The following is a 23,006-nucleotide window of genomic DNA, read 5'->3' as shown; positions in this document are numbered from 1 at the left end:
GGCGCGGCCCTTCAGGCGGTGGGAGTCTTGCCGAGCGCCCAGAGGACGCCCACGACGGCGCCCTTGACGATCGGCAGGACCGCCAAGGTGAGCGCTGCGAGAGCCGGGAGCAGGATCGCCAGCAACAAGCCGGTCGGGACCGTCCATATGACCCGGAAGGCGAGAAGCGGCGCGACCACGAGATGGCCCACGATCAGGATGGTGAAATAGGGCGGAGCGTCATCTGACGGATAACGACCGTTTTCATGGCCGCAGACCTCGCAGACGGACCGCACCTTGAGGTAGGCGCGGAAGAGCCGGCCGTCCCCACAGTTCGGACAGCGCCCCCAAGCCCCGCGTTTGAGGCCCAGGAAGGTCGTCCCGGCTGTCGTCCGGCGCGGGATCATGGCGACGTGGCGCCTCGGGCGGACACCAGTATCCGATTGCCGGCGCCGTGCTCGTCGCTCAGCGCCACGGCGTCGAAGCCGCCTAGGCCGAGCGCGCCTTGAAACGCCCGCCAGTCGCGTCCGCCATGAAGCCAGCGGGTCACGTTGACGATGACCATTCCCCTGGGACGAAGCACCCTCGCCACCGCCCGCCAGAAGGACTGGGACAGATAGGCCCTCGGCGTCTCGAAGGAATCCTGGAAATCGATGAGGACGCCGTCGAAGGAGGCCGCCGCAGCCCGCTCGACATAAGCGGCGGCGTCGCTGACGACTACCTCGAGGCAGGGCGGCGCCCGAAAGAAGAGCTGCGCCAGCGGCTTGGCGCAGGGGTCGCAGTCAACCGCGAACACGTCCACGCCGGCTCGGTGCAACATGGTCGAAGCCGCTCCGCCGCCGTAGCCCAGCACGAGCGCCTGGCGAACCTTCTCCTGCAATAGGACATCGACCGCGGCGGTCACATGCGGCGCGAGGTTGTGGCCGCGGGCGTCGATCAGCGTTTGCAGCACCCCATCTTTCACATAGCCGACGGCGCGATCGGACCTGCGCAGGATGACCGCCACTTCGCCGCCAGCCGTCTGGACGGTTCGAAGCGGGATCATGCGACCACGGCCGTTGCGGCGCGGGCCGTGGCGAAGTCCGGTGCGAACCCGACCTTCTCAAGCACGTGGGCCTCCACAGTGCGCAGCAGGTTGGCCCGCACGCTGTCACGAGCGCCGCAGACGATGATCTCGGCGCCGTCCTGGATGGCGCGGCGAAGGAACGACGAAAGGGCGGCGGCTCCGGTCGGATCGACCAACGGAACCTCCTCGAACCTCAGGATGTAGCGTCGGCTTCGGCCGCCGACTTGGTCGAGGGCGTCTTTCAGCACGCTGGTGCTGCCGAAGAACATGGGTCCCCTGAACGTGATCACCGCGGTATCGTGCGGCAGACCCTCATACGGTTCGTAGGCCGGCTCCTCCGCTCGGCTGAAGTCGTCCCGGTCGCCGTCGATGAGGCGTGGGCCGCCACCCTCCACGCTGGAGAGCTGGCTCATGCGATGCATGAATACGAAGGCCGCCAGCACCATGCCGACCTCAATGGCCAGCGTAAGATCCACGACGACCGTTAGCCCGAAGGTCAGCAGCAAGACAGACCGGTCGCCGTTGGATGTGCCGAGCAGCAGCCGGAAGCGGTTCAGTTCGGCCATGTTGATCGCGACCACTACCAGGATGGCCGCCAAGGCCGCCAACGGCACATACTTGGCCAGCGGCGAGAGCAGCAGCATGAAGAGCAGCAGGAAGGCCGCGTGCAGCATGCCGGCCACCGGTGAGTGGGCGCCGGAGCGGATATTGGTCACGGTGCGGGCGATAGCGCCGGTCGCCGGCAGGCCGCCGAAAGCCGCCGAGGCGATGTTGGCGATCCCCTGGGCCACGAGCTCGATATTGGAGCGATGCCGCCGGCCCGTCATCTGATCGGCGACGACGGCCGACAGCAGCGACTCGACTCCGGCCAGCAGGGCGATGGTGAAGGCGCTCGGCAGGACGTCACGCGCCTTGGTCCAGGACCAGAAATCCAGGCTTGGAGGGGGCAGGGTGGAGGACACGCCTCCGAACCGCGTACCGATCGTTTCCACCGGCAGGGCCAGTAGGGTGACGGTCACCGCCGCGGCGACCGTCACCACAAGGAAGCCAGGAACCTTCGGCGCCAAACGCCTAAGCCCCATGATCGCGACGAAACAGGCGACCGCGAGGACCAGGGTGGGAAGGCTTAGGCTGGCGCGCGCCTCCCAGAGGGCCTGCAGCTTGGGAATGAAGTCGGCGGGGACGCGCTCGATCGAGAAGCCGAAAATGTCCTTCAGTTGGCTGACCAGGATGATGGTGGCGATGCCGGTGGTGAACCCGGTCGTGACGGGGTCGGGAATGTACTTGATCAGGGTCCCGATACGCAGGAGTCCCGCGACGATCAGGATGACGCCGGCCATCGTCGTGGCGATCAGCAGTCCGTCGTATCCGTGCTTGGCGATCACGCCATAGACCACGACGACGAAGGCTCCGGTCGGTCCGCCGATCTGGAATCGGCTGCCGCCCAGGAGTGAGATGAGGAAGCCGGCGACCACTGCGGTGATCAGACCGCGCTCCGGCGTCGTGCCCGAGGCAATCGCCAGCGCCATGGCCAGCGGCATGGCGACGATCGCCACCGTCAGGCCCGCGAAGACGTCGCCGCCGAACGGCTTCAGGCCATAGCCCTGGCGAAGGACCGTCACGGCCTTGGGAATGAACAGGCGCCATTCACGCGACATGGGTCGGACGCCTTTTCTCGGACCTGGCGATCAATCGCACGCCACGCCCGACGCCTGTGCTCGGGGCGCCGTCCGCGATCAGTTCGACCCCTGCGGCGGTGAGGGCGTCAACCACCTTCTCCAAGCTATCGACGACCGCGCGAACGGAGCCCTCGGATGACTCCATCCTCTGGATGGTCGGCAGCGACAGGCCCGACAGCCGGGCAAGGTCGCGTTGGTCGAGGCCAAGCAGGGCGCGGGCCGCCCGCATCTGCGCGCCGGCGATCATGACGAGGCGTCCTGGCGAGACGATATCCTAGTTGTCATGGCGAGCCTCCGACGCGCCGTTGTGGACCTGCAGCGCGATGAGGATCGCCTTGAAGGGGCGCAGCACGGCCAGTGTCAGGAGTCCGATGGACGGGAGCCAGATCAGGAGCTGCAACCAGACCGGCGGATGGAATCTGAACTCCACGAAAAGCATCCCGAAACAGCCAATGGCGCCCACGATCAGCAGGATGAAGACCACCGGTCCGTCGCCGGAATCGGCGCGTGAGAAGTCCGCCCCGCAGCCTTCGCACCTGGAACGGACCTTCAGGTAACCTCTGAAGAGAGAGCCTTGGCCGCAGGTTGGGCATCGGCATCTCAGGCCGCAGACGATGGGATTGAGCCGGTTCACGGGATTGGCGCCACTCGGCGGGCTCAATGTGCGAGGGGAGCGGAAGGCGGCGGCGCCGATCGCGCCTGCCGGTAGACCGCACGTAGGGCGCCGCGCAGGGCGGGCCTGGCGGCCACCAAGCGGATATATCGCGAGAGCCGGCTTGGCTCGAAGGGCTTGACCAGCACATGGGCCTCCGGCGGAAGGCCGGTCGTCGCCTCGGGTGCGGGCGTGACCACGATCTGGATCTGGGGCGCCAGCGCCTTGGCTTGCCGAGCGACGTCGCAGGTTGCCGCCCCGTCGTCTTGGAGGGAGATGACCAGGACGTCCACCGACAGGCCCTGTTCGATCGCCGCGAGGGCGGGGCCGCCATGTTCGTATTCAACGACACGCATGCCGTCGTGCCGAAGTCCGGCGGCGAGCCGGCCGCGAAGTTCGCCGTCGTCCTCCACCAGAACGATGGTCGGTCGGGCGCAGGCGACGTTCAGCGGCATGGCGGGCTCTTGGATGACGGGCGCGAACGGGATGGCCGTGTGGCGTGCAATCTCACATCTATCAAGTGATATGTCAAATATCACAACGAATGGTCTTGAGATCAGTATATTGTCTTTAGAGCGTCTTAAAGGTGTTCAGGATATCACTTTAGCCGATCCGGCGCGTTCTCATGAGACGGTTTCCGGAAATTCGTGAACTGTGCCCATTCACATATCGAAATCGATGTGCAAGACGTCATGGGGAGGCGTGGAGGTCGAGCGCATGGCGGCGCTCGACCTCACCGCGAGGGTGGTTACCTGTTGAACTGCGCGATAGATTTCGCCCGACTGAGACGATCGCTTACCCTGTTCGAGGGGGAAACGCTGCTGGAGGGATGGGCGGCGGAGCGCGTGATGTCGGGCGAGGGGCGCCTGGGGCTGGCTATAGTCACCAATTGGCGGCTGATCTTCATCGATAGCGAGCAGCGCCTGTCGGCTATCCCCATCGCGAAGATCGACGAGGTCGCCATCCCGTCCCCAAGGCGTCTGGCGATACGCACCTGGTACGACCGGATGGACCTGGTTTTCGATGGTCCGGCCGCGGCGGTCGCCGTGCTCAATCTCCTGCGCCAGGATCCGAAATACGCCGCGCGCGAAGGCGTGCCGGGCGTGATGGGGGCCAAGGGCCACAGCCGTGAACCGACTGCCGGAAGCCCATCCCACGGTCCATGTCTGGTGAGGTCCTAGCCGTCGGTGGTTCCGTGCCGGCCGGCGTTCGGGCGGCGCGATAGGTCGCATTGATGACTTGATGATGCGCTGGACATCATTATAGATACGGAAATGATCACGGGTTCACAGATGAAAGCCGCGCGCGCGCTGCTCGGTATTGACCAGAAGGAGCTGGCCCGGCTGGCCACCGTTTCGCTGCCCACCATCCAACGGATGGAGGCCAGCGACGGAATCGTGCGCGCGGTCGTCGACAGCCTCGAGAAGGTGGTCAACGCCATCAATGCGGCCGGCGTGGAACTGATCGCCGGGGGCGCGCGGAGCGAAGGCGAGGGGCGGGGTGTGCGGCTCTTGGAGCGCAAGTAGCTAGCCTTCGAGTTTGATGTTTAAGACATCACAAAAGTAATTCAACATATCGACTTGGCGATGTAGGGTGTGCTATGGCCGATAGGTCATGCACAATCCTGGGACTGCCCGCCCGTTGCCTTGTCGCGCGTCGGCCGCCGAGTTTCTGCCCGCGCCGCGGCCCGAGCCCGGCCGTTCGAGGGGGCTGAGCGGGGACGACCTATCGCCGTATCCACATCTTCGTGCGGGTCGGAAACCTCGTAAGGCCAAGCCGGTTCGGCTGTTGTTCGTCTGCCCGACGCAGGCGGCCTTGAGCCCGATGGCTGAGGGCTTGGCGCGGGCCGCTTACGGTCGCCTGGACATCGTTGTCGCCAGCGCTGGACTGACCGTCGGGCCCTTGGATCCCGCAGCCGTTGCGGTCATGGCCGAGATTGGAATCGACATCCAGCGGCGCCAGGCCACCTCGATCGGCGAACTGCAGCTCGAGGCATACGACATCGTGGTCTCCCTGGGCGTCGACAGGCTTGGACTTGGCCGCCACCAGATGGCGTTGACATGGGCTGTGCCGGACCCAGAAAAGGCGCCCGGGCTGGACCCCATGTCGGTTCTGAGGAATGCGCGCCACGCGCTCGCGCCACGGATTTGGGCGCTTGGAGCGGTGCTCACGGCCACTGATCGCGCCTGAGGTCCGATCCCGACCATCAGGTGATCGGCCATCCCTCCAGGGTGTTGCTCAACGACTGAGCTTGGCTCGGCAGACCACCAGGGTGTTGCCGACGTCTTCGGCCAGCACCGGAACCAGTCGGGGCGTCAGACCTGCCGCGCGCAACGCCCGTGCGATCCACTGCGCCGGCCACGACGCCGTGCAGTCGGCAACATTCCAGACGATCAAGCCGCCGGGCGAGAGCACCCCGGCGAGCAGCTGACCGATATCGGGTGTCAGCATGGCGTTCGGAATCTCCGTGCCGCTGAAGACGTCGATCGCGACGGCGTCCCACCGCCGTTCCGTCGAGCGCAGAAAGGTCAGGGCGTCGGCGTGAATGCACTCGACCTCGGCTGGGAGGTGAAACCATCGGCGCGCGATTTCGAAAGCCGTGTGCCAGTTGTCAACGGCGGTGACCTTCGCGCCCCGTCGGCTGAGCTGGGTCGCCAGGGCTCCGCCTGCCGTCCCCAGCAGGAGGAGATTCTCGCGATCCTTGAGCGCGGCCTCCATGGCTGAAACATATTCCAGGAGGTTGACGCCCTTAGCGTCCACATGGGTGTAGAGCGCGCCGTCTTCGAAATAGAAACGCGACCCGTCATCGATCGCTTCGAAGATGCGCACCTTCCTGTCCAGGTCATCGCATTGGACAAGCACCTTCATAGCGCAGGCTTCCCAGAGACCTCAGGCGCCATTCGCCGGGGCGACGAGAAGGTGAACCTAGGGAATCGTCGAAAAGCATATCATCCATGATGGTGTGAACATCAATGGTGATGTGAAATGCTCTTGGCGCGGGGTCAGGCGCGGGTGCGCGCGCCGTTGTCGGCCCAGGCGCCGCGGACGTCCGCCCAGGCGCGGCGAGCCGAGCGTCCACCTGGCCGCCTGTGTGATTTCGATCAAGGGCGCCTGGCCGCTCCGGTGAGACGAAGGGCGCCCAAGGAGCCCTCCAATGTCCCTCCACGACAAGCCGGCCGCCCCCCAGGGCCTGGGCGCCGACGCTGTGCGCCACCTCGGCGCACGGGGCCGTCCGGCCTCTCGGGTCGAGTTGGACGCGGTCAACCTCCTCTTCATGGCCGCCGACGGCCATTCCCGGCCGCGGAAATTCGTCCTCGGCGGCGCGACCGGGTACATTCCAGCCGAGCCGTCGACGTCCGCCCTGACGTCCCGCTAGATGGGCTGGGTGCGAGGCGGGATCGAGCCGAGATTGACCATGGCCGTCGAACCGCTTCGAGGACTGGGCGAAGAGCAGGCCGCGCAGCGGCTGCTCCATGACGGAGCCAATGAGCTTCCGCGCGCCTCCCGGCGAGGGCTCCTGCGGATCGCCGCCGAAACCATGCGCGAGCCCATGTTCATCCTGCTCATGGTCGCCGCCGTCCTCTACCTGGTCTTGGGCGACCTCGGCGAGGGCCTGTTCATTCTGGCCGGAGCGCTGGCCACGATCGGCCTGGTCATACTACAGGAGGCGCGGAGCGAACGGGCGATGGTGGCCCTGCGCGATCTCGCGCAGCCCTTCGCGCGGGTGATCCGCGGCGGTGGCGAGCGACGGATTCCAGCCCGCGAATTGGTGGTTGGCGACATCCTTCTGGTGGGAGAGGGCGAGCGGCTGCCGGCCGATGGCGTTTTGGTGGCGGGGGACATGCTGAGCGTCGATGAATCGGCGCTGACGGGTGAGTCCGCGCCGGTATCGAAGCGATGGGCGGAGGCGGGAGAGACGCTCGCCAGCGATGCGGCGCCCGGGGCCGAGCTGGGGCCGCACCTGTTCGCCGGCGCGCTTGTGGTGCGAGGGCAGGGGGTGGCGCGGGTCACCCGGACGGGCGTCGACACGGCGCTCGGCCGCATCGGCGCCTCGCTCGCCGCGATCGGCCAGGAACCCACGCCCCTGCAGCGCAAGGCCGGCCGGCTCGTCGGTCTGCTCGGTGTGCTGGCGCTCGGCTACTGCGTTCTGGTCGCCGTCGCCTACGGACTGATCCGCGAGGATTGGGTGGGCGGCGTGCTGGCCGGCGTGACCGCGGCTATCGCTCTGGTCCCGGAAGAGTTCCCAATGGTGCTGGCGGTCTTCCTCGCCGTGGGCGCCTGGAGGCTGGCCACCCACCGAGTGCTGGTCCGCCGAAGCGCGGTGATCGAGACCCTGGGCGGGGCGACCGTGCTCTGCGTGGACAAGACCGGCACGCTCACTGAGAACCGCATGGAGGTCGCGCGGCTGTGGACCGAGGCTGGCGACATCGCGACGCGAGGCGCCGAGGCGCTCCCCAATGAAACCGCGCGGCTGCTGCGGCTGGCCGCCCTCGCCTCCGCCGTCCGCCCGGTCGATCCCATGGACCGGGCGATCCGCGAACGGCTGCGGCGCTTGACATCCGAACCGAAACTGGAAGCCGCTGAACCCGAACGTTGCTGGCCGCTGCGGCCCGACCGGATGGCGGTCATCCAGGCTTGGCGCAAGAACGGCGCGGTGCGGGTCGCCGCGGCCAAGGGCGCGCCGGAAGCGATCTTCCGCCTCTGCAGGCTGTCCGCCTCCGAAATAGCGCGCCTCCACACCGTGGTCGACGACTTCGCCGGCCAGGGCCTGCGGGTGCTGGGCGTCGCCTCCGCGCAGGTCGAAGGCGCCTTTCCCGACGATCCCCAGTCGACGGAGTTCCAGTTCGCGGGCCTGGTCGGCTTCCTCGATCCGGTCCGCGCCGACGTGCCCGGCGCCTTGCGCGAGGCGCACGCCGCCGGGATCGCGGTGGTGATGATCACCGGCGACCATCCGGCCACGGCTCGGGCGATCGCCGAGGCCGCCGGGATCGACACTTCGGCGGGTGTGCTCACAGGGCACGAGGTCGCTGCGATGTTGACGCCCGCGCTCCGCGAGCGGCTTCGGACCGCACGGGTCTTCGCGCGTATGATTCCGGAGCAGAAACTCCGCCTCGTAGAGGCGCTCAAGGCCAACGGCGAGATCGTCGCCATGACCGGCGACGGGGTCAACGACGCCCCGGCGCTGGAGGCGGCCCATATCGGCGTCGCCATGGGGAAGAGGGGAACCGATGTCGCCCGCGAGGCGGCGGATCTCGTTCTGCTGGACGATAGCTTCGTCGCGATTGTCGGCGGGGTGCGGCTGGGTCGGCGTATCTTCATCAACCTGCGCAAGGCCCTGACCTATGTCACCGCCATCCACGTGCCGATCGCCGGCCTGGCGCTGGGGCCGATCGTCCTGGGCATGCCGCCGCTGCTGTTCCCCATGCACGTGGTGCTGCTGGAATTGGTCATCGACCCGATGTGCGCCTTGGTCTTCGAAGGCGAGCCCAGCGCGGCTGACGCCATGACCCGTCCGCCGCGGCGCCCCGACGAGGCGCTGTTCGGGCCAGCCCAGCTCGGCCTGGCCTTGGCCCAGGGCGGAGGGGTGCTGTTGGGCGTATTCGGCGTCTACGCCTGGGCTCTGGAAGTCTATTCCGAACCGCAGGCCCGGGGAGCGGCCTTTGTCGCACTCGTCGGCGGCAACCTCGTCCTCGCGCTCGCCGATACGGTTTCGGTCGGCGGGCGGCTCCTCGCGACGCATCGCTGGGCCTACTGGTCGATTGTCACGGGCGCCTCGAGCGTCCTGGCCCTGGTCCTGACCGTCCCGGCCCTGGCCAAGGTGTTCAGCATGGCGCTTCCGGATGCTCGGCTGCTGATCCTGGCCCTGCTGGTCGCCGTGGTGAGCGGCGGCTGGCTCGGCTTGACGCCTCGCCCGCGAACCCGCAACCCGTCAGGTCACGCAGGGACGCGCTCGACGCGCCAGTCATCAATGACCCGCACCAGGACCCGGCGACCGGGCGGGGTGGTGTAGTCGATCACCGAGACGATCTGCGGCCGGGCTTCCAGCACCGCCACATTCGCTGAGCTGGGGTGGGGGGTGAACGCCGCTTCCGCCGGGCGGCTCCAGATCAGCTTGTTGAGTTCCGTGATCCGCTGGGGTTCGAGGAGTTCGCTGACGCGCGCGGCCATCGACAGGCCGCGAACCGGGGCCTTTTGGCCGGCCCCGCCGCCGATGGCGATGGACACCCGCGAGTCGCGGCTGATGTTGGCGAACTTCTGGCTGTCGCGGGCCACCACGAAATAGAGGGCCCGACCCTGCCGGAGGTAGTTCACCATCGTCACCTGAGGCCAACCGTCTTCGCGATTGACGCCCAGGCTCATCAGCCGGTTCTCGTCCAGGATATCGATGATCAGGCGCTGGATTTCGTGTTCGTCGGCGCCATCGATCTCAACGGGCGCGCTGACGCTTTTCGCTGACATGGCCACCTCCATGTGGGGTGCCGGGGCGAACTGAATATGGACTTGCACGGTCGGCGCGCCGTTGACGGCAGTCAAGGCCGGGCGGCCGATCCTGCGACGAGCTGACGGCGCATTGCCGCGCGGAACAGGGTTGTGGGGTCGGGTCGGGTTAAGGCTCGCGCGTCCCAATCCCGCCGGCTCGATCGCGGAAAATCTTGCAGAGCGTTTCGATAATCTGCGCGGCGGCCGGGTCGATCAGCCGATAGTGGATGGTCTGTCCCTCCCGCCGGGTCGCCACAAGACCCTCGGCCCGAAGCTTGGCCAGGTGTTGCGACGCGGCGGTCTGGGCCAGGCCCGCATGGGTCGCGATCTCGCCGACGGAGCACTCGCCCTGGGCCAGCCGGCAGAGGAGAATGAGCCGCGGCTCGCTGGCCATCAGCTTCATCAGCCGGGCGGCTGCGGCGGCATGCGCTTCGAGCTCGGCCAGCTCGGCCGACTTGGGCAGGGTCTTGGTCGCCGCGGCGGAGCTCATGGTCATCTGTCCAGTGTAGCTGTCCCAAATGGTCGTTCAATCTCACGACGCCTGGCGAAACGGCTCCGCGGGCGGGCGCAAGGCGGCGTCGGATGTCGCGGGCAGGGGACGCCCGTCGTCGCGCAAAGCGATGTAGATGGCTGGGATCACCAGCAAGGTCAGCAGGGTCGAAGACGCCAGGCCGAACAGCAGCGAGATCGCCAGCCCCTGGAAGATCGGATCGAACAGGATCACCGCGGCGCCGATCATGGCCGCCAGCGCGGTCAATAGGATCGGCTTGAAGCGGATCGCACCGGCCTCCAGCAAGACCTCCCTCAGCGGCCGTCCGTCCCCCTGGCTGTGGCGGATGAAGTCCACCAGCAGGATGGAATTGCGCACGATGATCCCGGCGAGTGCGATGAAGCCGATCATCGATGTGGCGGTGAAGGGCGCGCGAAACAGGATGTGGCCAATGACGATGCCCACCAGGGTGAGCGGGATGGGCGTCAGGATCACCAATGGCAGGCGGAAGCTTCTGAACTGCGCGACCACCAGGACATAGATGCCCAGGATCGCCACGCCGAAGGCGGCGCCCATGTCGCGGAAGGTGACCCAGGTGATCTCCCACTCGCCGTCCCACAGCAAAGTGGGGCGGCTCTCGTCGTTCGGCTGGCCGTTCAGCCGGATCTCGGGCTTGGGCAGCGACTTCCAGTCATGTCGCGCGATGGCCTCGTTGACGGCGAGCATGCCGTAGATCGGCGCCTCGTACTGGCCGGCCAGTTCGGCGGTGACCATTTCGGCGTCGCGTCCGTCGCGGCGGTAGATCGGGTATGACCCGGCCTCCCGTGTCGCCTCGACGATTTCGCCCAATTCGACGAGCCTGCGCCCATCCGAGGTCTGGGACACGCCGACAGGCGTAGCAGCGAGCCGTTCGTTCCAGGTGCGGTCCGACTGCGGGAGCCGAATGGCGATCTCCAGCGGCGTGCGGCCCTGGCCGCGATGGGCGTAGCCGACGGTGGCGCCACCCATCACCGCGCCGATGGAGTCGAAGACCTCGCCCTCCGAGAGACCGAAGAACTCCAGCTGCTCGCGATTGGGGACCAGGCGCAGCCGTGGCCGGGGTTCGCCGTAACTGTCATCGATATCGACGATGTAGGGCACGCTCTTGAACAGGGTCTTCACCTCGGCGGCCACCGCGCGCCGGGTCTCGGCGTCGGGTCCGTATATCTCCGCCAGGAGCGTAGCCAACACTGGCGGGCCGGGCGGGGCTTCCACCACCTTGATCGAAGCGCCCTTGGGAAGCGGGAGCTCGCCGAGGCGGTCGCGCAGGTCGAGCGCGACCGCGTGGCTGGCGCGCTTGCGCTCGGACTTGTGCGACAGGGCCACGGCCAGGTCGCCCATCTCCGGACGCGCCCGGAGGAAATAGTGGCGGACCAGGCCGTTGAAATTGAACGGCGAGGCGGCGCCGGCATAGGCCTCCAGGGAGACCACTTCGGGCGCCGTCTGGGTCACCGCGGCTGCGGCGCCTAGAATCCGCTGCGTGGCCTCCAGGCTGGTCCCCTCGGGCATGTCGACCACCACCTGCAGCTCCGCCTTGTTGTCGAAGGGCAGGAGCTTCACCGTCACGGTCTTGGTGGCGAACATGGCCATGGCGACCAGGGTCGCGACGCCCACGCCGATCAGGAAGATCCAGGCGCTGCGGCGGGTGGCGATCACCCGGCTCGCCAGCGCGCGATAGGCGCGTCCCAGACGGCCGCCCTGCGCGTCGGAGCCATGACCGTGCGCCAGGGATTTGCGTGCGAAACGGACCATAAGCCAAGGGGCGATCACGACGGCGACGAAGAACGAGAACACCATGGCCGCCGAGGCGTTGACCGGGATAGGCGCCATGTAGGGGCCCATGAGGCCGGACACGAACAGCATCGGGAGCAGGGCCGTCACGACGGCGAGGGTCGCCACGATCGTGGGGTTGCCGACCTCCGCCACCGCCTCGGTGGCGCCCTGCAATCGGGACCGGCCATCGTTCATGGCCCAATGCCGGGCGATGTTCTCGATGACCACGATGGCGTCGTCCACCAGGATGCCGATGGAGAAGATCAGGGCGAAGAGGCTGACCCGGTTGATGGTGTAGCCCATCAGGTTGGAGGCGAAGAGGGTCAGCAGGATCGTCGTCGGGATGACCACGGCGGTCACGCCCGCCTCCCGCCAGCCGATGGCGAAGCCGATCAGGACGACGATGGAAAGGGTGGCGAGGCCCAGGTGGAAGAGGAGTTCGTTGGCCTTCTCATTGGCCGTCTCGCCGTAGTTGCGGGTCACGGAAACCTCTAGCCCGGCGGGGATGAGCGAGCCCTTCAGCCCTTCGACCCTTTCCAGAACCTGCTCGGAAACGACGACCGCGTTGGCGCCCTTGCGTTTGGCGATGGCCAGGCTGACGGCGGGGGCCTGCGACCAGTTCTGTCCCGCCCGCGCGTAGCGCCACACCCGGGCCTGATCCTCCCGCGGCGCCTGAATCACCCGGGCGACGTCGCGCAGGTAGACCGGGTCGCCATCCACGGAAGCGACGCTCAGCAGGCCCACGTCGCGGGCCGAGGCCAGGGTGGCGCCGGCGGCGACGTCGACGGCCTGGCCGCCCTCGCGGATCGCGCCCGCAGGAAAGCTGCGATTGGCCTGGCGCACGCTGTCGATCACTGCGCTCAACGGCACGCCCCGAAGCGCCAGGCGCTCGGGATCCGGCTCGATGCGGATTTCGTCCGGACGCCCGCCGACGATGAAGGTGAGCCCCACATCCTCGACCTTGGCTACCTCGGTGCGCAGCTTGCCGGCGATGTCGTACAGCGCCTGGTCGGACCATCTGCCGGCGACGCCGGGCTTGGGCGACAGGGTCAGCACCACGGCGGGGACGTCGTTGACGCCGCGGGTGACGATCATCGGCTCCGGGATGCCGACGGGGATCTTGTCGTAGTTGGCGCGGACCTTCTCGTGGATGCGCACCGCGGCGTCGTCGGGGTCTTCGCCGACGTCGAACCTGGCGGTGACCATGACCCGATCGTCCTCGACTTGGGTATAGACGTGGTCCACGGCGTCGACGCTCTTGACGATTGTCTCGAGGGGCTTGGCGACCAGCTCGGCCGCATCCTGCGCACGCAGCCCAGGCGCCTGGACCATGATGTCGACCATGGGCACGCTGATCTGCGGCTCTTCCTCACGGGGGATCGAGACCAGCGCCAGCGATCCCATGGCGATGGCCGCCAGGAGGAAAAGCGGCGTCAGCGGCGAGCTGATGGTCGCCCGGGTCAGCCGTCCGGAGAGTCCCAGGTTCATCGGGCCGGACCCTGGGCAAGGATCGTATCGCCGGGCGACAGGCCCGACAGCACCTCCACCTGACCCGGCGCGGGGGCGGCGGTGATCTGGACCGCCACGTCGCTTGCCTGGCCCCCGGCGCCGAGCACGCGCACGAAATCGAGGCCGTGGCGGGTGGCGACGAAGCGGGCAGGGACCGCCAGAGCCCTTCGTTCGCCCACCTTGATACGCACCCGCACCCTCTGGCCGACCAGGTTCGCGCGCAGCCCGGAGACCGAGATGTCCGCCATCACCCGCCCCGCCGTTACGGCGGGATAGACCTGGGCGATCACGCCGGTCGGCTGTATCCCCGGCAGATCCTCGGTCACCAGGGAGACCAGATCGCCGGCGCGCAGTGCGCGGGCCTGGGCCTCGGGGATTTCCAAACGCAGCAGGGGCTCGCCCGCGGTGATCGTGGCGATGGACTGTCCAGCCGATACGACGGAACCGGCGGGCGCATCGGCGCGCAACACTCGGCCGGACGTCGGCGCCAACACGGCGCCCTGGGCGCTCAATTCGGCGCTTGCCGCGCGCTGGGCGCGAGCGGCGGCGGCCTGGCCGTCGGCGGCGCGAGCGGAGGCCTGCGACTGCTCTAGCCGGGCCTTTGCGTAGATGCCCTTTTCGTAGAGGGCGTTGATCCGCGCCAACTCGGCCCGGGCGCGGCTGGCCTCGGCGGTGGCGGCCACCACCTGCGCGTCGTAGGCGCTGGTCTCGAAGGCCAGGCGCTGGTCCTGGACGCGACCCACGAGTTGCCCCTTCCGAACCACGTCGCCCTCCTTGACGAAGAGCTGGGTCAAGGTGCCGCCGATGCGCGCGCGGGCTTCGCCCATGTCCTTGGTCGTGACGGTTGCGGCGACGGGCTTGAAGTCCCCCATCACGCTCTCGCGCACGACCAGCCGCTCGCCGGACACAGCGGCGGGCCGCGCCGTTGGCTTCGGGGCCCCGCCGCAGGCCGCCAGGGCGAGGGTGAGGGCGATGATCAGGCTGTGGGTCTGCTGGCGGCGCATCGACATCCTCCTTCAGCGATCAGCGCGCGTCGACGACGGCGCCGGTCTCGGGATCGAAGCGGATGGTCGGCAGGCCCGCGTCGCGCCAGGCGCCGATGCCGCCGGCAAGATGGACTCCGATATTCACGCCGGCGGTCCGGCAGCGCTCGATCGCCCCGGCCGAGCGCTTGCCCGAGCCGCAATGGAGCACCACGGGTCGGCGACCGCCACCCGGCAGGGCGGCGGGGTCGAAGGTGCTGAGCGGAAAATTCAAGGCGCCATGGATGCGTTCAGCGCCGTATTCGCTTGGCTCGCGCACGTCGACCAGCACGATCGCGCGCTGGTCGAGCAACTCCTTCACCTCAGCGGGCGTCAGGCCTTGGATCGTTTCCGTTCGGGGCATCGGCCGTCCTCGCAGCGAACTGTTGGCGCATAACATTCATATATGCGCATATACGAATGTTATGCGCCAATTCAAGGCTTGAGGACGGTGCGGCGCGGCGGCCTGACCTGCCTTGACGCCAGTCAATGAGCTGGGTCGGGGACGGCGCAGGATAAATTCAATCGGGCCAGGAGCGCGCCGGCGCCCGATCCCTTCGGCCATTCGAGTTCGAGGGTGGTGTTCCGGAACGCGGCCAGGTCGAGATCGGCCGCCGCCCGCCAGCAATGAACCCGCTTGCCGCTCTTCTGTCGCCGTGGAACTTGCCTCTCTCGGCCTGCTGCGGCGCCTTGGCGGCGGTCGCCGCGGCGTTGACATGGCTCAAGACAGTCGCCGGCCGCCTGGGGAATGATCGGCGCGTCGCTGCTTTGGCGAAGATCGCACCGGTCGGACATCATGCCCCTGGACCTGTTCAACCGCCTGGGACTGGCCCTGGCGATCGGCTTCCTGGTCGGCGTCGAGCGCGGCTGGCGGGCGCGCGACGTCGCCGAGGGCGGTCGCACGGCCGGGATCCGCACCTACGCCCTGACCGGCCTGCTGGGCGGGGTCGCCGGCTTGCTGAGCCTGGCGCTTGGAGGCTGGGCCTTCGCCGCCCTGGGCCTGCCGTTCGCCGCGGCCTTCATCCTCTTCAAACATCGCGAGCAGGAGGAGGAGGGCGACTATTCGGTGACGGCTATTGTCGCCGCGCTCCTGGTCTTCGCCCTCGGCGCCTATGCGGCCATCGGTGACGGGCGTGTCGCCGCGGCGGCGGCCGTGGTCGCCACCGCCCTGCTGGCCTTCAAGAGTCTTCTCCACAGCTGGCTCGCGCGGCTCACCTGGCCGGAATTGCGTAGCGCCTTGATCCTCTTGGCGATGAGCCTGGTCGCCCTGCCATTGCTGCCGAACCGGGGTTTTGGCCCCTATGAAAGCGTCAATCCTTACGAACTCTGGCTCCTGACCATCGCGATGGCTGGGGTGTCCTTCGTGGCCTATGCGGCGATCAAGATCTTCGGTCCGTCGCGCGGCCTGATGGTCGCCAGCGTGGCCGGCGCGGCGGTCTCCTCGACCGCCACGACCCTCAACCTGGCGCGGCTCAACAGACAGGCGCCGGGCGCGCTGGTCATGCACGCCGCCGCCGCGCTCCTGGCCGGCGCGGTCATGGCCGTACGGCTGAGCGTCATTACGGCCATGATCGCGCCCGCCCTGTTTCAACGCCTGGTCCTGCCGCTTGGCGCCTTCGCGACGGTGTCGACGATCCTGGGCCTGGCCGGCGCCCTGGCGCGCGCCTCGGGGCCAGCGGAGGCGGCGAGCGCCTCGCCCATGAAGAGCCCATTCGATTTCGAGCTCGTCTTCAAGTTCGCCCTGGTGCTCGGCGCGGTCATGGCCGCCGCCCGGGTCCTGTCGGCGCTCTATGGCGCGCAAGGCCTCTTGCCCGTCGCCGCCCTGGCTGGCCTCGCCGACGCCGACGCGGTGACGCTGGCCGTGGCCCGGATGACAACCCAGGAAGGGTTGGACCTCGGTCTTGGCGCCTATGCCGTCCTGTTGACGGCGGCGGTCGACAGCGCGTCGAAGGCGGCGATCGCCACCTTCGTCGGCGGCGTCCGGTTCGGAGGCCTGTTCGCGGCCGGAACCCTGCTGGCCGCCGCCGCCGCGGCCGTGGCGTTCTGGTGGGGTGGCGCGCCGGCCTGAGCGAGGCGGCCGGCAAGGACTAGCCCGGCCGGTCCCTGCGCCGAGCCCGGGCCATGGGCTCCGGCGGATCGCCCAGCACGCCCTCGACATAGACCTTTCCGACGATCACATAGGCGACGACAGCCAGCGGCGTTGCGAACAGCACCCCGAGCGGGCCGAGCAGCACCCCCATTCCGAGAACCGCGAACAGGGTCACCGCCATGGGCAGCTCGGCCATCCGGCGGAGCATTAGCGGGGTTACGAGATTGGCCTCGAGCTGCGCTGCGGCAAGATAGACCGCGCCCGCCAGGACCAAGGTCTGCGGGCCCGCGGCCAAGGCGACCAGGAGCCCGGGAACGGCGGCGGCCATCGGACCGACCACGGGCACGAACTGGCCGACACCAGCCAGGACTCCCAAGCCGATCGGGGAGGGCACGCCAACCAGCCAGAGGCCGAGAGTCGTCGTGGCCCCCACCAGGCCCATCGACAGGAGCTGACCGATCAGCCAGCGTTTCAAGGCCTCGTTGGTCGCGTCCAGGACCTCCGTGGCCTGGGCGCGACCCGGCCGTGGGAAGAGTCGAACCAAACCCTCGGCGTAGGCCCTGGGATGGAACGCCAGATAGAGTCCCGCGAAGATGACGATCAAGGTCGCGGCCATCGCCGTCGCGGCGTTCGCGGCGAATTTCGGCGCCAGGCTAAGCCAGCCGCCATCCGGGCCGGAGAGTCGCCCGGCCTCCTGCAGCAGCAGATCGCCAAGCGCCGAGCGTGCGAGCCGCGCCTCCAATTCGGCCCAGGCGTTCGGGAGCAGGCCGGCGAGATTCGCCAGCTGCATCTCAAGCTGATGGCCGAACGCCCAGACCGCGGCGGCGATCACCGCGCCGCAGACGACCACGGCGACGACGAGGCTCGCCGTGCGGCCCAGCGCGGTGCGGCCGAGCGGGGTGCGGTCGCGCAGCGGGGCTGCGACCGCGTGCAGCAGGACTGCTACGAGAATGGCGCCGAAGACCAGCAGCAACACGTCGGCGAGCCGGACCACCAGGACGATGCCGACCACCGCCGCAACGGTCAGGGCGAGCCGCTGCAGGAAAGCTGTGAGGGACATCGGCCGGGCGGCGGCCGACGTCACCGGCGCGGCGGGGTCGCCGCGCCTCACTGGAGCCGCGACGGCAACAGCGCCAGCGCCGCCGCCGCCAGCAAGAGAAACAAGGCCATCCTTAGGGTGTGGTCGGTCGGGATCGCGATTTGTCGAGCCATGGGAGGGTCTCCAGCTGGGTCTCGATTTGCGCCGGTGAGGACGCCAGGAGCAGCCTGGCTCTTCGCCAGGACCGCGGGACGTTGACAGCCAAGCCGAACGCACGCCCGGCGGCTTTGAGGAACGTCAATCGGCCGGCAGGATTGCCGCGCCTTGACCGCGATCAATGAAGCGATGGCGGCGCTGGGCGATCCCAGCGTTCGCGTGGCGATCGGTCAGGTCATGGCGATCGATGACCCTTGGGCGTCGCCCGGCCAGGAAGTGGCCTTTCTGTCTGCATTCTCGGGAGGATAATCCATTGAGCCTCGCTCTCGCCGCCAAGGGCCGCAAGGCGCCCGGGATCAACCCCGACCTGCCGTTCTATCCGCTATCGATCGCGGTCCTGACGATTTCGGATACCCGGACGGAACAGACCGACACCTCCGGCGGACTCCTGGCTGAGCGGTTGCGCGGCGCGGGCCACCAGCTGGCCGCCAAGGCCATCGTGTCGGACGAGGTCGAGGCCATTCAGGCCCAGGTACGCGCCTGGGTCGCCGACCCGGCGATCGAAGTGATTCTGACCACCGGGGGCACGGGCTTCGCGCCGCGCGATGTGACGCCGGAAGCCGTGCGCCCCTTGCTGGCCCGCGTGATGGATGGCTTTTCCGTGGTGTTCCACCAGGTCAGCCAGACCACGGTGGGTATCTCGACCCTGCAATCGCGGGCGCTCGCCGGGCAGATCGACGAGACCTTCATCTTCTGTGTTCCGGGCTCCACCGGGGCCTGCCGAGACGCCTGGGACCTGGTGCTGGCGCTGGAATTCGACAGCCGGTTCAAGCCGTGCTCGCTGGTCGGCCAGATCCCCCGGTACCGAGGGGTCTGCGCATGATCGGCTTCGACGAAGCCTGCCGGCGGGTCGTCGCCATCGCCGCGCCCTTGGGCGCCGAGCGGATCGCCCTCGACCTGGCCTGGAACCGCGTTCTCGCGGCCCCCGTCATCGCCCGTCGTTCAGCGCCCGAGACCGCTGTGTCGGCCATGGACGGATACGCGGTGCGAGAGGCGGACCTGGCGGCCGGCCCGACCCGTCTTCGGCTCGTCGGGACGTCGTTCGCCGGCTCGCCACATGGCGGCCCGCAGTTGGAGGCCGGCGCCTGCGTGCGCATCTTCACCGGCGCCCCCATGCCGGCCGGCGCTGACCGGGTGGTCGTGCAGGAGGTTGTTCAACGCGAGGGTGAGGCGGTGATGTTCGCGGAGCGACCCTCGCCTGCGCGACACGTGCGGGCGGCGGGTTCGGACTTCGCCGCAGGTGAGGCGCTGTTGAAGACGGGGACCAGGCTGACGCCGCAGGCCCTGGTGGCGGTCGCCGCCGCGGATCTGGACACGGTCGAGGTCTTTGTCCGTCCTCGCGTCGCCGTGCTGAGCACGGGCGATGAGTTGGTCGAGCCTGGCCAGGCGGCCAACCCACCCGGGACGATTCCCGAAAGCGTCTCCTTTGGCGTCGCCGCGCTCGCCCGCGCCTGGGGCGGCGAGGTGGTCTGCCGGCAGCGTCTGCGCGACGATCTTCCCAGTCTGGTGCGGGCCGCGGGGCTCGCCTTGGACACCGCCGATGTGATCGTCGTGACCGGCGGTGCGTCGGTCGGTGAGCGCGATTTCTCGAAGGCGATGTTCCAGGAGCTCGGCCTGCGCCTGGAATTCGAGAAGGTGGCGATCAAGCCGGGTAAGCCGGTGTGGGTCGGCCGGGTCGGCGCGCGGATCGTCGTCGGCCTGCCCGGCAATCCCTCGGCGGCGATGGTCACGGCCCGGCTGTTCCTGGCGCCGATCCTGGCGGGCCTGGGCGGCGCTCGTCCAGAGGAAGCCCTGGCCTGGCGCGCGGCCGCCTTGGCGTCGCCCCTGGGAGCCTGCGGCGATCGTGACTGCTTCCATCGCGGGCGCAGCACTTTCGATGGCGTGCGGTCGGTAGGCAACCAGGACTCCAGCGCCCAGAAGGACTTGGCGATGGCCGACCTCCTGATCCGCGGCCGGCCCGCGGCGCGCCCGCTGGCGGCCGGCGAACTTGTCGAGGTGCTGGTGTTCTGAGCGGTCGGATCGCCCTCGGGCGTCAGTCCAGGAGCGGCGCGAAGAGTTCCTCGTTTTCGAGCCGCATGTGTTCGCGCAGATCGGCGTCTAGCTTTCGGCAAATCCGCATCAAGGCTCGCCAGCTGTCACAAGCCTCGGGCGGACTGGCGTAGTCGTGGGTCAGGGTCCGCAGGCGGATCAGCTGCTCCTGCACATCGAGGTGCTCGGCCATCATCCGGGCGATCGGAAATCGCACCATCGGACTGCCGCCGGCGAGGATCAGGGGAAACAACACCTGCTCCTCCCTTTGCTGGTGGCTCTCGAGATCATCGAACATGACGGCCAACAGGTCGTGCAGGCCGCGGGGGCACTCGGGCTCGGCCACGTGCGCCGCCTCGACCTTCCGCGCCAGGGCCATGGCCTCGGGAAAGTCCTGGCGGTGGGTGTCGTGATAGCGCTCCACGATGTGCGAAATCAGCACCGCCGCGTCGGGATGAGGTTCAGCCCGGGGCGTGGGCGTGATTAGAGCGCATCGGAGGGGCGGGAGGTCGACCCCTCGTTCGCTCCGAGAAAGGCCTGCGTCGTCGAGCATGGAACATCCTCCTGCGCGCACCTTAGGCGCAGTGCGCGGCGCGCTCCTTGAGGGGAACCCGGGCGCCGCTTGATGTTCGACAAGCTAGCGCTTGCCGACCCGGGGGTTCCGCATTGCGCTCGCTCAAACAAGAAGGCGGTCGAATCGCTCAGGCTCGCGTCCTTTCCAGGAGACGATGACCATGGCGTTCGACAATCCGCTGGCGAGCGAGATCTGGTCGACCAAATACCGCTTCAATCCGGCCGGCGCGGCAGGAGATGACACGGTGGAGGGCACATGGTCTCGGGTCGCCGCCGCGCTCGCCGAGGCGGAGGCCCCGGCGGTCCGCTCCGAGATGCGCGAACGCTTCGAGGAAGCCTTGCGCGATCATCGCTTCCTGCCCGCTGGCCGGATCCTCGCCGGGGCAGGAACGGCGCGGGCCGTGACCCTTTTCAACTGCTTCGTCATGGGGCGCATTCCGGACGACCTCAGCGAGATATTCGCCCATGTCAGGGAGGCGGCCATCACCCTGCAGCAGGGCGGCGGCGTCGGCATGGACTTCTCCTCGATCCGCCCGGCCGGCGCGCCGGTGAAGGGGGTCGACGCCGACGCCTCGGGACCCTTGAGCTTCATGGACGTCTGGGACGCCATGTGCCGCACGATTCTCTCCGCGGGCCAGCGCCGAGGGGCCATGATGGGCTGCTTGCGGATCGACCACCCGGACATCGAAGCCTTTATCGACGCAAAGCGGGATGGCGCGCGGCTGCGCAACTTCAACCTCTCGGTCCTCGTGACCGACAACTTCATGGCGGCCCTGGCGGCGGACGCCGACTGGCCGTTGGTGTTCGAGGGCCAGGTGATGGGATCGGTCCGGGCGTCGGCGCTCTGGAACCGCCTCATGCGTGCGACCTACGACGCCGCCGAACCTGGCGTGATCTTCATCGACCGGGTGAACGCCCAGAACAATCTCGGCTATTGCGAGACGATCCTCGCCAGCAACCCTTGTGGCGAGCAGATGCTGCCGCCGTACGGGGCCTGCCTGCTGGGCTCCATCAACCTGGCGCGGCTGGTGGCGACGCCCTTCCAGGACGGCGCGGACCTGGATATGGCGGCGCTCTCGGCGCTCACGCGCACCGCGGTGCGGATGCTCGACGACGTCATCGATGTTTCGCGTTACCCCCTTGAGGCTCAGGCGCTCGAGGCGAAGGCCAAGCGGCGGATCGGCCTGGGTGTCACTGGGTTGGCGGACGCCCTGGTGTTCTGCGGCGTCGCCTACGGCAGCGACCGGGCGGTCGAGCTGACGGGCCAATGGCTCGCGACGATCAAGCGGGAGGCCTATCGGGCCTCGGCCGAACTCGCCGCCGAGAAGGGCGTCTTCCCGCTCTACGACCCCGCCATCCTGGACCGGCCCAACCTGGCGAGCCTGGACTCGGAGACCCGCGAGCTGATCGCGGAGCACGGGCTGCGCAACGGCTGCCTGACCTCCATCGCGCCGACCGGCACCACGTCGCTGCTGGCGGGCAATGTGTCGTCAGGTATCGAACCGGTGTTCGCCTACGCCTACGTCCGCAAGGTGCGCCAGCCCGACGGCTCGCAGCGCGAAGAGCCGGTGGAGGACTACGCCCTGGCGGTCTGGAAGCGGCTGCACGGCGAGGCCCCGCCGCCGGAGGCCACCTTTGTCAGCGCCCAGACGCTCACGCCCCAGGACCATGTCCGCATGCAGGCCGCCGCCCAGGCCCATGTGGACAGCTCGATCTCCAAGACCGTCAACTGCCCGGCGGATATCGGCTTCGCGGACTTCAGCGACGTCTACCTGCTGGGCTGGCGCAGCGGTTGCAAGGGGATGACCACCTACCGGCCAAACGCCATCACAGGCTCGATCCTGTCGGTGGACGTCGGGCCCGGGCCCTCCGACGGGCCGGTGTTGACGCCCCGTCCCGAGGCGCTTGACGGCGCGACCTACAAACTGGTCTGGCCGGAGAGCGCGCACGCCGTCTATGTCACTTTGAACGACGTCGAGGAGGGCGGTGTTCGCCGGCCCTTCGAGATCTTCATCAACTCCAAGAACATGGACCACTACGCCTGGACCCTGGGTCTCACCCGAATGATCTCGGCGGTGTTCCGGCGCGGCGGTGATGTCGGGTTCGTGGCTGAAGAGCTGAAGGCTGTGTTCGATCCTCGCGGCGGGGCCTGGCTCGGCGGGCGTTACGTGCCCTCGTTGCTGGCGGCGATCGGCGGCGTGATCGAGCGTCATCTCGGCGGCCCGGACGCGGGTCTGGCGCGCGCCGTGAAGCCGGAGGCCGCCGCTGGCCGGCCCGGATCGGCCAGCTGTCCGCGGTGTGGCGGATTGGAACTGATCCGTAAGGAGGGCTGCGACAGCTGCCTGTCCTGCGGCTACTCCAAGTGCGGGTAG

General features: G+C 68.4%; 24 protein-coding genes. 10 read left to right on the top strand and 14 right to left on the bottom strand.

Going from position 1 to position 23,006, the window contains the following annotated elements:
- Positions 1 to 11: 11 nt before the first annotated feature.
- Genes V6M51_RS10355 through V6M51_RS10330 form a run of 6 tightly spaced genes read right to left on the bottom strand, consistent with a single transcriptional unit; the run spans position 12 to position 3,831 of the window.
- Entirely contained in the window at positions 12 to 386 is a 375-nt protein-coding gene (locus V6M51_RS10355; RefSeq protein WP_332766896.1) for a DUF983 domain-containing protein, read from the bottom strand.
- Positions 383 to 1,024 (bottom strand): methyltransferase domain-containing protein, encoded by a 642-nt coding sequence (locus tag V6M51_RS10350; RefSeq protein WP_332766894.1) that lies wholly within the window; start codon positions 1,022 to 1,024, stop codon positions 383 to 385. The genes V6M51_RS10355 and V6M51_RS10350 overlap by 4 nt, the downstream gene beginning before the upstream one ends.
- Positions 1,021 to 2,703: a SulP family inorganic anion transporter gene (locus tag V6M51_RS10345; RefSeq protein WP_332766892.1), complete on the bottom strand. Its 1,683-nt coding sequence runs from the start codon at positions 2,701 to 2,703 to the stop codon at positions 1,021 to 1,023. Before V6M51_RS10345 ends, V6M51_RS10350 begins: the two co-directional genes overlap by 4 nt.
- Complete coding sequence (locus V6M51_RS10340) at positions 2,693 to 2,971, bottom strand: helix-turn-helix domain-containing protein (protein WP_332766890.1); 279 nt, start codon at positions 2,969 to 2,971, stop codon at positions 2,693 to 2,695. The genes V6M51_RS10345 and V6M51_RS10340 overlap by 11 nt, the downstream gene beginning before the upstream one ends.
- A gap of 27 nt (positions 2,972 to 2,998) precedes the next feature.
- Positions 2,999 to 3,358, bottom strand: a complete 360-nt coding sequence (locus V6M51_RS10335; protein ID WP_332766888.1) for a DUF983 domain-containing protein — start codon at positions 3,356 to 3,358, stop codon at positions 2,999 to 3,001.
- Positions 3,359 to 3,381: 23 nt separating this feature from the next.
- Positions 3,382 to 3,831, bottom strand: coding sequence for a hypothetical protein (locus tag V6M51_RS10330; protein ID WP_332766886.1), 450 nt, complete (start codon positions 3,829 to 3,831; stop codon positions 3,382 to 3,384).
- Between the two features lie 300 nt (positions 3,832 to 4,131).
- Between V6M51_RS10330 and V6M51_RS10325 the strand changes: the two genes are divergently transcribed.
- The 3 genes from V6M51_RS10325 to V6M51_RS10315 all read left to right on the top strand — a co-directional run bounded on the left by V6M51_RS10325 (position 4,132) and on the right by V6M51_RS10315 (position 5,566).
- Complete coding sequence (locus V6M51_RS10325) at positions 4,132 to 4,557, top strand: hypothetical protein (protein ID WP_332766884.1); 426 nt, start codon at positions 4,132 to 4,134, stop codon at positions 4,555 to 4,557.
- Between the two features lie 93 nt (positions 4,558 to 4,650).
- Positions 4,651 to 4,902, top strand: a complete 252-nt coding sequence (locus tag V6M51_RS10320) for a helix-turn-helix domain-containing protein (protein WP_332698368.1) — start codon at positions 4,651 to 4,653, stop codon at positions 4,900 to 4,902.
- Positions 4,903 to 4,990: 88 nt separating this feature from the next.
- Positions 4,991 to 5,566: an arsenate-mycothiol transferase ArsC gene (locus tag V6M51_RS10315; protein WP_332766882.1), complete on the top strand. Its 576-nt coding sequence runs from the start codon at positions 4,991 to 4,993 to the stop codon at positions 5,564 to 5,566.
- A 48-nt stretch (positions 5,567 to 5,614) separates the two neighbouring features.
- Here the strand turns inward: V6M51_RS10315 and V6M51_RS10310 are convergent, their stop codons facing one another.
- Positions 5,615 to 6,244 carry a spermidine synthase gene (locus tag V6M51_RS10310; protein WP_332766880.1) on the bottom strand — a complete coding sequence of 210 codons (630 nt, stop codon included), beginning with the start codon at positions 6,242 to 6,244 and terminating at the stop codon, positions 5,615 to 5,617.
- A 286-nt stretch (positions 6,245 to 6,530) separates the two neighbouring features.
- On the opposite strand from V6M51_RS10310, the gene V6M51_RS10305 reads away from it, so the two are divergent.
- Together V6M51_RS10305 and V6M51_RS10300 are read left to right on the top strand one after the other, a co-directional pair.
- Positions 6,531 to 6,752 (top strand): hypothetical protein, encoded by a 222-nt coding sequence (locus tag V6M51_RS10305; protein WP_332766878.1) that lies wholly within the window; start codon positions 6,531 to 6,533, stop codon positions 6,750 to 6,752.
- A 39-nt stretch (positions 6,753 to 6,791) separates the two neighbouring features.
- Positions 6,792 to 9,386, top strand: coding sequence for a cation-translocating P-type ATPase (locus tag V6M51_RS10300; protein WP_332766876.1), 2,595 nt, complete (start codon positions 6,792 to 6,794; stop codon positions 9,384 to 9,386).
- Here V6M51_RS10300 and V6M51_RS10295 read toward each other — a convergent pair.
- From V6M51_RS10295 to V6M51_RS10275, 5 genes are all read right to left on the bottom strand, one after another.
- Positions 9,311 to 9,835: a pyridoxamine 5'-phosphate oxidase family protein gene (locus V6M51_RS10295; protein ID WP_332766874.1), complete on the bottom strand. Its 525-nt coding sequence runs from the start codon at positions 9,833 to 9,835 to the stop codon at positions 9,311 to 9,313. The two genes, V6M51_RS10300 and V6M51_RS10295, sit on opposite strands and share 76 nt — an antisense overlap.
- 148 nt (positions 9,836 to 9,983) lie before the next feature.
- Entirely contained in the window at positions 9,984 to 10,346 is a 363-nt protein-coding gene (locus tag V6M51_RS10290) for an ArsR/SmtB family transcription factor (protein ID WP_442957850.1), read from the bottom strand.
- 42 nt (positions 10,347 to 10,388) lie between these two features.
- Positions 10,389 to 13,646, bottom strand: a complete 3,258-nt coding sequence (locus tag V6M51_RS10285) for an efflux RND transporter permease subunit (RefSeq protein ID WP_332766870.1) — start codon at positions 13,644 to 13,646, stop codon at positions 10,389 to 10,391.
- A complete protein-coding gene (locus V6M51_RS10280; RefSeq protein ID WP_332766868.1) occupies positions 13,643 to 14,671 on the bottom strand; it encodes an efflux RND transporter periplasmic adaptor subunit in 1,029 nt (342 codons plus the stop codon). Before V6M51_RS10280 ends, V6M51_RS10285 begins: the two co-directional genes overlap by 4 nt.
- A gap of 19 nt (positions 14,672 to 14,690) precedes the next feature.
- The gene (locus tag V6M51_RS10275; protein WP_332766867.1) at positions 14,691 to 15,053 is read right to left on the bottom strand and encodes a rhodanese-like domain-containing protein; all 363 of its coding nucleotides are present in this window, start codon (positions 15,051 to 15,053) and stop codon (positions 14,691 to 14,693) included.
- 432 nt (positions 15,054 to 15,485) lie between these two features.
- On the opposite strand from V6M51_RS10275, the gene V6M51_RS10270 reads away from it, so the two are divergent.
- Positions 15,486 to 16,757 (top strand): MgtC/SapB family protein, encoded by a 1,272-nt coding sequence (locus V6M51_RS10270; protein WP_332766865.1) that lies wholly within the window; start codon positions 15,486 to 15,488, stop codon positions 16,755 to 16,757.
- A 19-nt stretch (positions 16,758 to 16,776) separates the two neighbouring features.
- On the opposite strand, the gene V6M51_RS10265 is transcribed toward V6M51_RS10270, so the two are convergent.
- Positions 16,777 to 17,838 carry an AI-2E family transporter gene (locus tag V6M51_RS10265; protein WP_332766864.1) on the bottom strand — a complete coding sequence of 354 codons (1,062 nt, stop codon included), beginning with the start codon at positions 17,836 to 17,838 and terminating at the stop codon, positions 16,777 to 16,779.
- Between the two features lie 303 nt (positions 17,839 to 18,141).
- On the opposite strand from V6M51_RS10265, the gene V6M51_RS10260 reads away from it, so the two are divergent.
- The 3 genes from V6M51_RS10260 to V6M51_RS10250 are packed head-to-tail and all read left to right on the top strand — an operon-like array spanning position 18,142 to position 20,043.
- Positions 18,142 to 18,282: a hypothetical protein gene (locus V6M51_RS10260; RefSeq protein WP_332766863.1), complete on the top strand. Its 141-nt coding sequence runs from the start codon at positions 18,142 to 18,144 to the stop codon at positions 18,280 to 18,282.
- 4 nt (positions 18,283 to 18,286) lie between these two features.
- Positions 18,287 to 18,856 carry a molybdenum cofactor biosynthesis protein B gene (gene moaB / locus V6M51_RS10255; RefSeq protein ID WP_332766861.1) on the top strand — a complete coding sequence of 190 codons (570 nt, stop codon included), beginning with the start codon at positions 18,287 to 18,289 and terminating at the stop codon, positions 18,854 to 18,856.
- Positions 18,853 to 20,043, top strand: coding sequence for a molybdopterin molybdotransferase MoeA (locus V6M51_RS10250; protein WP_332766860.1), 1,191 nt, complete (start codon positions 18,853 to 18,855; stop codon positions 20,041 to 20,043). The genes moaB and V6M51_RS10250 overlap by 4 nt, the downstream gene beginning before the upstream one ends.
- Before the next feature lie 22 nt (positions 20,044 to 20,065).
- On the opposite strand, the gene V6M51_RS10245 is transcribed toward V6M51_RS10250, so the two are convergent.
- A complete protein-coding gene (locus V6M51_RS10245) occupies positions 20,066 to 20,503 on the bottom strand; it encodes a hemerythrin domain-containing protein (RefSeq protein WP_332766858.1) in 438 nt (145 codons plus the stop codon).
- Positions 20,504 to 20,795: 292 nt separating this feature from the next.
- Between V6M51_RS10245 and V6M51_RS10240 the strand changes: the two genes are divergently transcribed.
- Positions 20,796 to 23,006, top strand: a complete 2,211-nt coding sequence (locus tag V6M51_RS10240) for an adenosylcobalamin-dependent ribonucleoside-diphosphate reductase (protein WP_332766856.1) — start codon at positions 20,796 to 20,798, stop codon at positions 23,004 to 23,006.

This window comes from Phenylobacterium sp., assembly GCF_036677185.1.
Taxonomy (GTDB): domain Bacteria; phylum Pseudomonadota; class Alphaproteobacteria; order Caulobacterales; family Caulobacteraceae; genus Phenylobacterium.
The sequence above is the reverse complement of the archived record's forward strand: the minus strand, read 5'-3'. Positions and strand labels throughout refer to the sequence as shown.

Bases quoted from the DNA above. Each gene is read 5' to 3' on its own strand.
- V6M51_RS10310 (WP_332766880.1), bottom strand. From the start codon at position 6,244: ATGAAGGTGCTTGTCCAATGCGATGACCTGGACAGGAAGGTGCGCATC.
- V6M51_RS10275 (WP_332766867.1), bottom strand. From the start codon at position 15,053: ATGCCCCGAACGGAAACGATCCAAGGCCTGACGCCCGCTGAGGTGAAG.
- V6M51_RS10285 (WP_332766870.1), bottom strand. From the start codon at position 13,646: ATGAACCTGGGACTCTCCGGACGGCTGACCCGGGCGACCATCAGCTCG.
- V6M51_RS10340 (WP_332766890.1), bottom strand. From the start codon at position 2,971: ATGATCGCCGGCGCGCAGATGCGGGCGGCCCGCGCCCTGCTTGGCCTC.
- V6M51_RS10300 (WP_332766876.1), top strand. From the start codon at position 6,792: ATGGCCGTCGAACCGCTTCGAGGACTGGGCGAAGAGCAGGCCGCGCAG.
- V6M51_RS10305 (WP_332766878.1), top strand. From the start codon at position 6,531: ATGTCCCTCCACGACAAGCCGGCCGCCCCCCAGGGCCTGGGCGCCGAC.
- V6M51_RS10345 (WP_332766892.1), bottom strand. From the start codon at position 2,703: ATGTCGCGTGAATGGCGCCTGTTCATTCCCAAGGCCGTGACGGTCCTT.
- V6M51_RS10320 (WP_332698368.1), top strand. From the start codon at position 4,651: ATGATCACGGGTTCACAGATGAAAGCCGCGCGCGCGCTGCTCGGTATT.
- V6M51_RS10355 (WP_332766896.1), bottom strand. From the start codon at position 386: ATGATCCCGCGCCGGACGACAGCCGGGACGACCTTCCTGGGCCTCAAA.
- V6M51_RS10250 (WP_332766860.1), top strand. From the start codon at position 18,853: ATGATCGGCTTCGACGAAGCCTGCCGGCGGGTCGTCGCCATCGCCGCG.
- V6M51_RS10330 (WP_332766886.1), bottom strand. From the start codon at position 3,831: ATGCCGCTGAACGTCGCCTGCGCCCGACCGACCATCGTTCTGGTGGAG.
- V6M51_RS10290 (WP_442957850.1), bottom strand. From the start codon at position 10,346: ATGAGCTCCGCCGCGGCGACCAAGACCCTGCCCAAGTCGGCCGAGCTG.
- V6M51_RS10350 (WP_332766894.1), bottom strand. From the start codon at position 1,024: ATGATCCCGCTTCGAACCGTCCAGACGGCTGGCGGCGAAGTGGCGGTC.
- V6M51_RS10270 (WP_332766865.1), top strand. From the start codon at position 15,486: ATGCCCCTGGACCTGTTCAACCGCCTGGGACTGGCCCTGGCGATCGGC.
- V6M51_RS10315 (WP_332766882.1), top strand. From the start codon at position 4,991: ATGCACAATCCTGGGACTGCCCGCCCGTTGCCTTGTCGCGCGTCGGCC.
- V6M51_RS10295 (WP_332766874.1), bottom strand. From the start codon at position 9,835: ATGTCAGCGAAAAGCGTCAGCGCGCCCGTTGAGATCGATGGCGCCGAC.
- V6M51_RS10265 (WP_332766864.1), bottom strand. From the start codon at position 17,838: ATGTCCCTCACAGCTTTCCTGCAGCGGCTCGCCCTGACCGTTGCGGCG.
- V6M51_RS10280 (WP_332766868.1), bottom strand. From the start codon at position 14,671: ATGCGCCGCCAGCAGACCCACAGCCTGATCATCGCCCTCACCCTCGCC.
- V6M51_RS10240 (WP_332766856.1), top strand. From the start codon at position 20,796: ATGGCGTTCGACAATCCGCTGGCGAGCGAGATCTGGTCGACCAAATAC.